We start from the raw sequence: 9,331 nt of genomic DNA on the forward strand, positions 1-9,331 counted from the left end.
GATGCGCTGGCGGGCCGCTTCGCGCTCGCGCTCCAGCGCCGCGCCCACATCCTGCAGCCGGGCCTGCAGCTCCTGGGCCCGCGCCTGGTAGGCGGCAACCACCTGCCGCTCCGCGGGGTCGGCGAGCAGCCGGGCCTCCATGTCGGCGATCTTGCCGATCTGGGTGCCGTACACCAGCGGCGCCAGGGGATTGCCCAGCTGCTTGTAGGCCAGCCAGGAGACGGGAATGAGGAACGCGAGCAGCAGCATCACGTACTGCGCCACCTGCGTCCAGGTGATGGCGCGCATGCCGCCCAGGAAGGAGCACAGCAGCACCCCGCCCAGTCCCAGCATGATGCCGATCTCGAACTGCACGCCCGTGAGCCGCGAGGCGATCAGGCCCACGCCGTAGATCTGCGCCACCACGTAGGTGAACGAGCACAGCACGGCCGCGAGCGCTGCGATCACGCGCGGCCAGCGCCCGCCGAAACGCACCTGAAAAAACTCCGGGATGGTGTAGAGGTTCATGGCCCGCAGGTGCGGCGCGATCAGCAGCGCCACGAGGCAGAACCCGCCCGTCCAGCCCAGCAGGTAGGCCAGCCCGCCGGCCTGCCCCGGCACGCCTGAGAAGCCTTGCAGGTACAGCGCGCCCGACAGGCTGATGAACGAGGCCGCGCTCATCCAGTCGGCCGCCGCCGCCATGCCGTTGTACACGGGCGGAATGCGGCGCCCCGCGACGTAGTACTCGTCGGCATCGGTCGTGCGCCCGTACACGCCGATGGCCGCATAGACCATGACGGACAGGAACAGGAAGATGGGGCCGATCCAGTGGCGCGACAGGCCGCGCTGCTCTGCCCAGGCCATGACGGCCAGGAAGGCGATCACCCCGGCCACGTAGAGCGCGAGGATGCGGCGCAGCCGCCGGCCGTAGGCGGCTTGCGGCTGCGCGTCAGCCATGCGGCTTGCCGGGGGCGCCCGGGCCCGGCGCGTCGGGGGTGGACGGCGGCGTGTCCGCGCCAAAGGCCACCGCGTTCGCGTCCTGCCGCTCGAAATGGTTCATCGCCGCGCAGTAGATCGCCACGATGCCGATGAACACCAGCACCGCGCCCTGCGACGCGATCCAGTACCCCAGCGGCCAGCCGCCCACCACCATGAACTGCAGGTCGCGGGCGAAGTAGCAGGCCCCGAAGGACACCGCGGCCCAGGCCAGCAGCAGGCCCGCCTTCAGCCAGAGGTGGCGGGCATCGTGCAGGTCGGGCGGAAAGGGATGTCCGGCCCCGGGCTCCTCGATCGCCGATGGGCGCGTGGGCATGGTCGCCGGACCGGGCCCGTCAGCGGGCCAGTTGCTGCCAGGTGGCGATCACGCTGTCGGGGTTGAGCGAGATCGACGAGATGCCTTCCTTGGCCAGCCACTCGGCGAAGTCCGGGTGGTCGCTGGGGCCCTGTCCGCAGATGCCCACGTACTTGCCCTGGGCCTTGCAGGCGGCGATGGCACGCGACAGCAGGGACAGCACGGCGGGGTCGCGCTCGTCGAAGTCCTGCGCGAGCAACTCGAGCCCCGAGTCGCGGTCCAGCCCCAGCGTGAGCTGGGTCAGGTCGTTGGAGCCGATCGAGAAGCCATCGAAGTACTGCAGGAACTCGTCCGCCAGCACGGCGTTGCTGGGCACCTCGCACATCATGATGACCTTCAGCTCGGCCTCGCCGCGCTTCAGGCCATGCTTGGCCAGCAGCTGGGTGACCTTGTCGGCCTGGCCCAGCGTGCGCACGAAGGGCACCATCACCTGCACGTTGGTCAGGCCCATCTCGCCGCGCACGCGCTTGATGGCGTCGCACTCCATCGCGAACGCCTCGCCGAAATCGGCGCTGATGTAGCGCGCCGCGCCACGGAAGCCCAGCATCGGGTTTTCTTCCTCGGGCTCGTAGCGGCTGCCGCCGATGAGCTTGCGGTACTCGTTGGACTTGAAATCCGACAGGCGCACGATCACCGGCTTGGGCCAGAAGGCGGCGGCGATGGTGGCCACGCCCTCGGCCACCTTGTCCACGTAGAACGCACGGGGCGAGGCATGGCCGCGCGCCACCGATTCCACGGCCTTCTTCAGGTCGGCATCGACGGCCGGATAGTCCAGGATGGCCTTGGGGTGCACGCCGATGTTGTTGTTGATGATGAACTCCAGCCGGGCCAGGCCCACGCCGTCGTTGGGCAGCTGGCAGAAGTCGAAGGCCAGCTGCGGGTTGCCCACGTTCATCATGATCTTGGTGCCGATCTTGGGCATTTCGCCGCGCTGCACCTCGGTCACTTCGGTTTCGAGCAGGCCGTCGTAGATCTTGCCGGTGTCGCCCTCGGCGCAGCTCACCGTCACCAGCGTGCCGTCCTTGAGCAGGCTGGTGGCGTCGCCGCAGCCCACCACGGCGGGGATGCCCAGTTCACGCGCGATGATGGCCGCGTGGCAGGTGCGCCCGCCGCGGTTGGTGACGATGGCGCTCGCGCGCTTCATCACGGGCTCCCAGTTGGGATCGGTCATGTCGGTGACCAGCACGTCGCCGGGCTGCACCTTGTCCATTTCGGCGATGTCGCTCACCAGGCGCACGGGGCCGGTGCCGATCTTCTGGCCGATGGCGCGGCCCTCCGCCAGCACGGTGCCCGTGCCTTTCAGCTTGAAGCGCTGCTCGGCCTGGCCCTTGGACTGGCTCTTCACCGTCTCGGGACGGGCCTGCAGGATGTAGAGCAGGCCGTCGGTGCCGTCCTTGCCCCATTCGATGTCCATTGGGCGGCCATAGTGCTGCTCGATCACCAGGGCGTAATGGGCCAGTTGCTCCACGTCGGCATCGGACAGGGAGAAGCGGTTGCGCTGCTCGGTCGCCACGTCCACCGTCTTGACCAGCTTGCCGGTGGCGGCCTTCTCCTCGGCCGAGGCGAAGACCATCTGCACCAGCTTGGAGCCCAGGTTGCGGCGGATCACGGCCTTGTTGCCCGCCTGGAGCATGGGCTTGTGCACATAGAACTCGTCGGGGTTCACGGCGCCCTGCACCACCGTCTCGCCCAGGCCGTAGCTGCTGGTGATGAAGACCACCTCTTCGAAGCCGGACTCGGTGTCGATGGTGAACATCACGCCCGCCGCGCCCAGGTCGGAGCGCACCATGCGCTGCACGCCGGCCGACAGGGCGACCACGTCGTGCGCGAAGCCCTTGTGCACGCGGTAGCTGATGGCGCGGTCGTTGTACAGGGAGGCGAACACCTCCTTCATCTTGTGCAGCACGTCGTCGATGCCGACCACGTTGAGGAAGGTTTCCTGCTGGCCCGCGAACGAGGCGTCGGGCAGGTCTTCCGCCGTGGCGGACGAACGCACGGCGAAGCTCGCCTGGGGGTTGCCTTCGGACAGTTTTGCGAAGGCTTCGGCGATCGCCTGCTGCAGGTCGGCCGGGAACGGCTGGGCCTCGACCATGGCACGGATCTCGGCGCCGGCAGCGGCCAGGGCGCGCACGTCTTCGGTGTCCAGCGCGGCGAGGCGCTTGCTGATCTTGTCGGCCAGGCCGTCGTGGGCGAGGAACTGGCGGAACGCGTGGGCGGTGGTGGCAAAGCCCGTGGGAACGCGAACGCCCTGGGGCAGCTGGGAGATCATCTCGCCGAGGGAGGCGTTTTTGCCGCCCACCGACTCGACGTCGGTCATTCTCAGGTTTTCAAACGGAACGACCAGGGCGGTCGCGTTGAAGAGTGCAGACATGGGATAGCTCCAGAAGTTGAAACTGGGTCTGCGCCTGCGCTCCGGGGGAGCAATCGCGGGCGAGCGCCCATGCACGGCGTTCGGCTTTGGTGTTGTGGTTGTGGGCCGCCGGGGTGCATGGTGAGAATTTGGATAATGGGCGCCATTGTAGGCTTGCCCTGCGCGGCCGCGCTGGCGGCGGGCTGACGGATCGTCCCCCTTCTTCGGAACCCCTGCCCATGCACACGCGCACCGTTTTCTTCATCTCCGACGGCACCGGCATCACGGCCGAAACCTTCGGCAACGCCATCCTGGCCCAGTTCGACATGAAGCCGCGCCACGTGCGCCTGCCCTTCATCGACACCGAGGACAAGGCGCACCAGGCCGTGCGGCAGATCAACCACACGGCGGACGTGGAGGGCAAGAAGCCCATCGTCTTCACCACCTTGGTCAACATGGGCGTGCTGCGCGTCATCCAGGAAGGCTGCAAGGGCATGCTGCTGGACATGTTCGGCACCTTCATCCGGCCGCTGGAGACCGAGCTGGGCACCAAGTCGCACCACCGCGTGGGGCGTTTTTCGGACGTGAGCCTGAGCAAGGAATACACCGACCGCATCGAGGCGATCAACTTCAGCCTGGACCACGACGACGGCCAGAGCCACCGCGACCTGGCCGGCGCCGACGTGATCCTGGTGGGCGTGTCGCGCAGCGGCAAGACCCCCACCAGCCTGTACCTGGCCATGCAGTGCGGCCTGAAGGTGGCCAACTATCCGCTGATTCCCGAGGACTTCGAGCGGCGCCAGCTGCCCCCGGCGCTGGAGCCGCACCGCAAGAAGATCTTCGGGCTGACGATCCAGCCCGAGCGGCTTTCGCAGATCCGCAACGAACGGCGCCCCAACTCCCGGTACGCGGCGCTGGACAACTGCCGCAACGAGGTGTCCGAGGCCGAGGCGATGATGCGGCGCGCGGGCATCCGCTGGCTGTCCACGACCACCAAGAGCATCGAGGAAATCGCCACGACCATCCTGCAGGAAGTGCGTCCCGAGCGGCTGGTGTATTGAATCGCGGCGATTTCGCCAAAGGTAAAAATGCATCCGCAACCCATGAACAAACCTTTGCGGATCAGCCTGCATGCAGCGTCCATCCTGGGCCTGCTGATCATGGCGCTTCTGCCACGAAATCCATACGACGTCATGCACGGGATGGACCCGTCCATTCCCGCCAACGCCATCGAAAACGGGTCGGGCAATGCCATCGTGGCGGCGGGTGCGATCTTTGCCCTTGTCGCAGTGGTCCAGATCGCCATCGCGGCGAAGGCCTCCCGGCCACGGGCCCGCGTTCTGCCCGTGGTGCTCGTTCTGCTTGGCTTGGCGATCCTGGCGATCAAGGTGGCCGGCTGAGTCGAAGAGGCCCGAGGTCCGGCCCAGTTCTGCCAAAGGTGCGGCAGGACCGCTGGCCTACTGCACCGCCTCCGGTGCCGCGTGCCACAGGGCCTGGGGGCGGGGCTCGGGGTCGCGGTTTTCTTGCGCTGCCGCCTGTCGCTCCGGCCCCGGGGTCCAGTGGGTCTGCAGGCTGCGCAGCATGGTGCGAAAGTGCGAGGTCAGCCCCGGCATCTGCGACAGGGCCTGCAGGTTCACGATGATCTTGCGGGCCATGGCATCGCGATACGGGGCCTCGGCGGTGTGCGCGTGTCCCGTCATGAGCGCCATCGTGCTGGCCAGCAGCGCCTCGGTGCAGGGCAGGCGGTATTCCTCGTCGGTGGGGTTTTCAGTGTCCGGGCACGGTGCATCGGCAGCCATGGTCAAGCCTCCTTCGGAATTGCAACAGACCAGGCCAGCCACACCGCGGGCAGCTTGCGGCCCGGGGGGCCAACGACACCGCACGCCGAATCCACCATCCATGGACCGGACAGCGGATGCGCCATGCGAACGGGCGCAGACCTGGATCATTTGGGAAACGAAAGCGCTGGCTCGGAGCGCCGCACCCCACGGGTTGGCGCCTGGCTGGCTGCAGCACAGTATATGAGAATAATTCTCAAGCCGATGGTGTCATTCGGCCCTGTGCTCCGCCGCACGCAGGCTCTGCCTTTAGACTGACAGGCATGCTTTTGGACTACGACCCCGACGACCTCGACGTCAAGATTTCGGAGCTGCTGGTCGCCACCAGCGACTCCGCCGACCCTGAACTTCCTGCCGCCGTCCCGGAGGTGCTGAAACTGCTGCGCACGCGGCTGGGCATGGACGTGGCCTTCGTGTCCCAGCTCACGGAAGACCACCGCACCATCATGGCCGTGGACAGCGCACCCGATTTCGCGCCGATTCAAGCCGGCCTCTCCGACCCGGTCGAAGAAAGCTGGTGCCAACGGGTGGTCGAAGGCCGACTGCCGGAACGGATGGAAGATGCCGCGCCCTACATCGCGTCCGGCAAGGCGCCGGACCCGGGGTTCCCCATCGGCACCCATCTGAGCACGCCGGTGCGCCTGTCCGGCGGGGCGGTGTATGGCACGTTGTGCTGCTTCAGCCGCGGCGTTCGTGCCGATGCGGACATCGACCGGCTGCGTTACACGGCCAACCTGCTGGCCGCGCGGCTGGCGCCGGGTTCGGCAGGGGCTTGAGCAGGCCTTGCACCATGCCATCAGGGCGGCGGATGCGCGCCGGCCGTCAACGCCCCTGCCCTTCGAATTCAACCGGCTGCGTCAGACCACGGCATGCATCTGCAGCAGGCGCTGCCGCAGGGCCTCGGCCACCGGACTGAGCTCCCGCGAGCGCCGCTGCAGCAGTCCCAGGGTGCGCCACAGGTCGGGTCCGGTCAGCGGCACACCGCACACCTGGGAATGCGCGGGCGCCAGCGCCAGCTGCGGCAAGGCCGCCAGCCCCAAACCGGCCTCGACCAGGGCCAGCGCGCCGGTCACATGGTTGCATTCGTACCAGGCGACGGGAGGATTCGGCAGTTCCGCCATGGCCTGGTCCAGCAGCAGGCGGTTGCTGCTGCGGCTGGAGACCGACACCAGCCGCTGGCCGGCCAGTTCCTCCCAACGCACCTCGGTGCGCTGCGCCCAGGCATGGCTGCGCGGCATGGCCAGCACGTAGCGTTCGCGCAGCAGCGGCTGGAACAGCAGCGCCGACTCCTGGGTACCAGTGAAGCTCAGGCCGAAGTCCGCCTCGCCGCGGGCCACGGCTTCCAGCACCTGCTGGGCGTTCTCGTCGATCACGTGCACCTGCACATCGGGCATCGCCTGCGCGAAGGACTGGAGCGCCCGCGGAAGCAGGTGGTTGGCCACGGACGGCACGCAGGCAATGGTCACGCGGCCCCGGCGCAACTGCACCTGGTCGCCGAAGCGCTGAACCGCCTCGTCCAGCCCGGTCAATGCCATGCGCGCCTCGTGCAGGAACTCCTGGCCCATGGCGGTCAGCTCCACCGTGCGGGTGGTCCGCTCCAGCAGCCGGGCACCGAGCGCGGATTCCAGCCGTTCCACCCGCCGGCTCAAGGCCGGGGCGGACAGGCACAGGATCTCGGCCGCCACGCGGAAGCTGGACTGGTCCGCGGTGACCACGAAGGCCTGCAGTTCCTTGAGGTCGAATTTGATGCTTCGCATGCAACAGTCGTTTCGTAAATTGCAATTTACGGATCATTGTGCCCCTCCTACGATGCGCCCTTGATCGCCGGGCCAACGACCCGGCGGCGCTTTCCCGGAGACATACCCCATGCAACGACGCCCCCTCATCGCGGCAGCCTTCCTGGCCGCCAGCTTCCCCCTCGCCAGCACCGCCCAGGCGCAGGACTTTCCGCCCAAGAAGCCGGTGACCCTCGTGGTCGGCTTCGCCGCAGGTGGCTCGGCCGACATCGCCGCCCGCATCATCGCCAAGAAGCTGGGCGAGAACATCGGCCAGAGCGTGGTGGTGGACAACAAGCCGGGGGCCGGGGGCAACCTGGCCCATGCCCAGGTGGCCAACGGCCCGTCGGACGGGTCCATGCTGCTGTTCGGCTCCATCGGGCCGCTGAGCATCGCGCCCCATTTCATGAAGGTGGCGTACGACCCGCTCAAGGACCTGGCGCCCATCTCGATGGGCGTGGCCTTCCCGAATGTGCTGGTGGTGCCCGCCAGCACCGGCATCAAATCGCTCGGCGAATTCGTGGCCAAAGCCAAGCGCGAGCCCGGCAAGCTGGACTACGCCTCCACCGGCCCGGGCTCGGCCGCGCATCTGGCGGGAGAACTGCTCAACGACGTGGCGAAGATCGACACGCTGCACGTTCCCTACAAAGGGGGCGCCCCGGCGCTGCAGGACGTGCTGGGCGGGCGGGTCACCGCGTTCTACGCGGCACCGCCCTCGGCCCTGCCCCACATCGAATCGGGCAAGCTCATTCCCCTGGCGACCACTGGCCTGACCCGCCCGGCCTACCTGCCCAACGTGCCCACCGTGGCGGAGACCTACCCGGGCTTCAACGCCACCAACTGGTATGCCTTCGTGGCCTCGGCCAAGACGCCCAAGCCCCTGCTGGACCGCTGGAACACCGAGATCGTCAAGGTGCTCAACACGCCGGAGGTGCGCGACAACCTGCTCAAGCACGGACAGACCGCCAGCCCCACGGGCCGCGAAGAACTCGGCCAATTCATCGCGGCGGAGCACGCCAAGTGGGGCCGCATCATCCGCGAACGCAAGATCACCGCCGACTGAGACGGCAGGCCGGACGCATTCCCCCCAAAAAAATCAGGAGACAAAGGACATGCCGCTCAACCTCCCGCTCACACCGGCCCCCACCACGGCCATGCCCAGCAACGCCCGGCGCCGCGTGCTGCGCACCCTGCTGGGCACCGCCCTGGGCCTGGGGCTGGCCCTGGGAGGCGCCGCGCCGCCCGCTGCCCAGGCCGCGGAGATCCGCGTGGTCACCTCCGGCGGCTTCTCGGCCGCCTACGACCAGCTGGTGCCGCTGTACGAGCAGGCCACCGGCCACACGGTCGTCACGGCGCGTGGCGCATCGCTCGGCAACGCGCCCGACTCCATCCCCAGCCGCATGGCGCGGGGCGAGCAGTTCGACATCGTGATCCTGGCCGATTCGGGGCTGGACGAATTGACGGCGCAGGGCAAGGTGCAAGCGGGCAGCCGCGTCGACCTGGCCCGTTCCATGATCGGGATGAGCGTGCGCAAAGGCACGCCCAAGCCGGACATCAGCAGCCCCGAGGCCCTCAAGCAGACGCTGCTCCAGGCCCAATCGGTCGCCTATTCCGCCAGCGCCAGCGGCACCTACCTGGTCAACGAACTGTTCCCGCGCCTGGGCGTGGCCGAGGCGATGAAGACCAAGGCCACCAGGATCTACAGCGAACGCGTCGGCGCGGTGGTGCTGCGGGGCGATGCGGAGCTGGGCTTTCAGCAGGTGAGCGAATTGCTGCCGTTCAAGGAGCTGGAATTCGTCGGCCCCTTGCCGGACGCCGTGCAGCAGCGCGTGTTCTTCTCGGCTGGCGTGGCCGAGGGCGCGCAGAACGCGGATGCCGCGCGCCATCTGATCCGCTTCCTGGCATCGCCAGCGGCCGCCCCGATCGTGCGCAGCACGGGCATGGAGCCCGCGGCCACGCGTTGAGCAGGCGGGCGGTCCGCACCGGCAATCGCCCTGGAGAGGCCTGAGGCCAAAACGGCCTCCAGCACAATAAATAC

The 9,331-nt window shown here is 68.1% G+C and carries 10 protein-coding genes; 5 read left to right on the forward strand and 5 right to left on the reverse strand.

Going from position 1 to position 9,331, the window contains the following annotated elements; translation table 11 throughout:
• The 3 genes from AC27IQ_RS14480 to ppsA form a co-directional block, all read right to left on the reverse strand.
• Positions 1-936 (reverse strand): sodium:solute symporter family transporter (locus AC27IQ_RS14480; protein ID WP_487089887.1); only part of this gene is annotated, 936 nt, incomplete at its 3' end.
• Positions 929-1,291, reverse strand: coding sequence for a DUF4212 domain-containing protein (locus AC27IQ_RS14485; protein ID WP_487089888.1), 363 nt, complete (start codon positions 1,289-1,291; stop codon positions 929-931). The genes AC27IQ_RS14480 and AC27IQ_RS14485, both read right to left, overlap by 8 nt.
• Positions 1,292-1,310: 19 nt before the next feature.
• Positions 1,311-3,701: a phosphoenolpyruvate synthase gene (gene ppsA, locus AC27IQ_RS14490; RefSeq protein ID WP_317359715.1), complete on the reverse strand. Its 2,391-nt coding sequence runs from the start codon at positions 3,699-3,701 to the stop codon at positions 1,311-1,313.
• 218 nt (positions 3,702-3,919) lie between these two features.
• Between ppsA and ppsR the strand changes: the two genes are divergently transcribed.
• Entirely contained in the window at positions 3,920-4,741 is an 822-nt protein-coding gene (ppsR, locus tag AC27IQ_RS14495) for a posphoenolpyruvate synthetase regulatory kinase/phosphorylase PpsR (protein ID WP_272568151.1), read from the forward strand.
• A gap of 54 nt (positions 4,742-4,795) precedes the next feature.
• Positions 4,796-5,080: a hypothetical protein gene (locus tag AC27IQ_RS14500; RefSeq protein WP_487089889.1), complete on the forward strand. Its 285-nt coding sequence runs from the start codon at positions 4,796-4,798 to the stop codon at positions 5,078-5,080.
• A 57-nt stretch (positions 5,081-5,137) separates the two neighbouring features.
• Here AC27IQ_RS14500 and AC27IQ_RS14505 read toward each other — a convergent pair whose 3' ends face one another.
• A complete protein-coding gene (locus AC27IQ_RS14505) occupies positions 5,138-5,479 on the reverse strand; it encodes a hypothetical protein (RefSeq protein ID WP_284430170.1) in 342 nt (113 codons plus the stop codon).
• A 302-nt stretch (positions 5,480-5,781) separates the two neighbouring features.
• On the opposite strand from AC27IQ_RS14505, the gene AC27IQ_RS14510 reads away from it, so the two are divergent.
• Entirely contained in the window at positions 5,782-6,294 is a 513-nt protein-coding gene (locus AC27IQ_RS14510) for a GAF domain-containing protein (RefSeq protein ID WP_317359707.1), read from the forward strand.
• 81 nt (positions 6,295-6,375) lie between these two features.
• Here AC27IQ_RS14510 and AC27IQ_RS14515 read toward each other — a convergent pair whose 3' ends face one another.
• Positions 6,376-7,275 (reverse strand): LysR family transcriptional regulator, encoded by a 900-nt coding sequence (locus AC27IQ_RS14515; protein ID WP_317359704.1) that lies wholly within the window; start codon positions 7,273-7,275, stop codon positions 6,376-6,378.
• Between the two features lie 109 nt (positions 7,276-7,384).
• Here AC27IQ_RS14515 and AC27IQ_RS14520 point away from each other — a divergent pair, with 109 nt between their 5' ends.
• Together AC27IQ_RS14520 and AC27IQ_RS14525 are read left to right on the forward strand one after the other, a co-directional pair.
• Positions 7,385-8,356, forward strand: coding sequence for a Bug family tripartite tricarboxylate transporter substrate binding protein (locus tag AC27IQ_RS14520; RefSeq protein WP_487089890.1), 972 nt, complete (start codon positions 7,385-7,387; stop codon positions 8,354-8,356).
• A gap of 49 nt (positions 8,357-8,405) precedes the next feature.
• Positions 8,406-9,257: a substrate-binding domain-containing protein gene (locus AC27IQ_RS14525; protein ID WP_487089891.1), complete on the forward strand. Its 852-nt coding sequence runs from the start codon at positions 8,406-8,408 to the stop codon at positions 9,255-9,257.
• Positions 9,258-9,331 lie beyond the last annotated feature (74 nt).

Source organism: Acidovorax sp. KPB24-07, from assembly GCF_057543315.1.

Excerpts from the sequence above, each read along its gene's own strand:
- AC27IQ_RS14520 (WP_487089890.1), top strand. The coding sequence starts at position 7,385 with ATGCAACGACGCCCCCTCATCGCGGCAGCCTTCCTGGCCGCCAGCTTC.
- AC27IQ_RS14510 (WP_317359707.1), top strand. The coding sequence starts at position 5,782 with ATGCTTTTGGACTACGACCCCGACGACCTCGACGTCAAGATTTCGGAG.
- AC27IQ_RS14485 (WP_487089888.1), bottom strand. The coding sequence starts at position 1,291 with ATGCCCACGCGCCCATCGGCGATCGAGGAGCCCGGGGCCGGACATCCC.
- AC27IQ_RS14505 (WP_284430170.1), bottom strand. The coding sequence starts at position 5,479 with ATGGCTGCCGATGCACCGTGCCCGGACACTGAAAACCCCACCGACGAG.
- ppsR (WP_272568151.1), top strand. The coding sequence starts at position 3,920 with ATGCACACGCGCACCGTTTTCTTCATCTCCGACGGCACCGGCATCACG.
- AC27IQ_RS14515 (WP_317359704.1), bottom strand. The coding sequence starts at position 7,275 with ATGCGAAGCATCAAATTCGACCTCAAGGAACTGCAGGCCTTCGTGGTC.
- ppsA (WP_317359715.1), bottom strand. The coding sequence starts at position 3,701 with ATGTCTGCACTCTTCAACGCGACCGCCCTGGTCGTTCCGTTTGAAAAC.
- AC27IQ_RS14525 (WP_487089891.1), top strand. The coding sequence starts at position 8,406 with ATGCCGCTCAACCTCCCGCTCACACCGGCCCCCACCACGGCCATGCCC.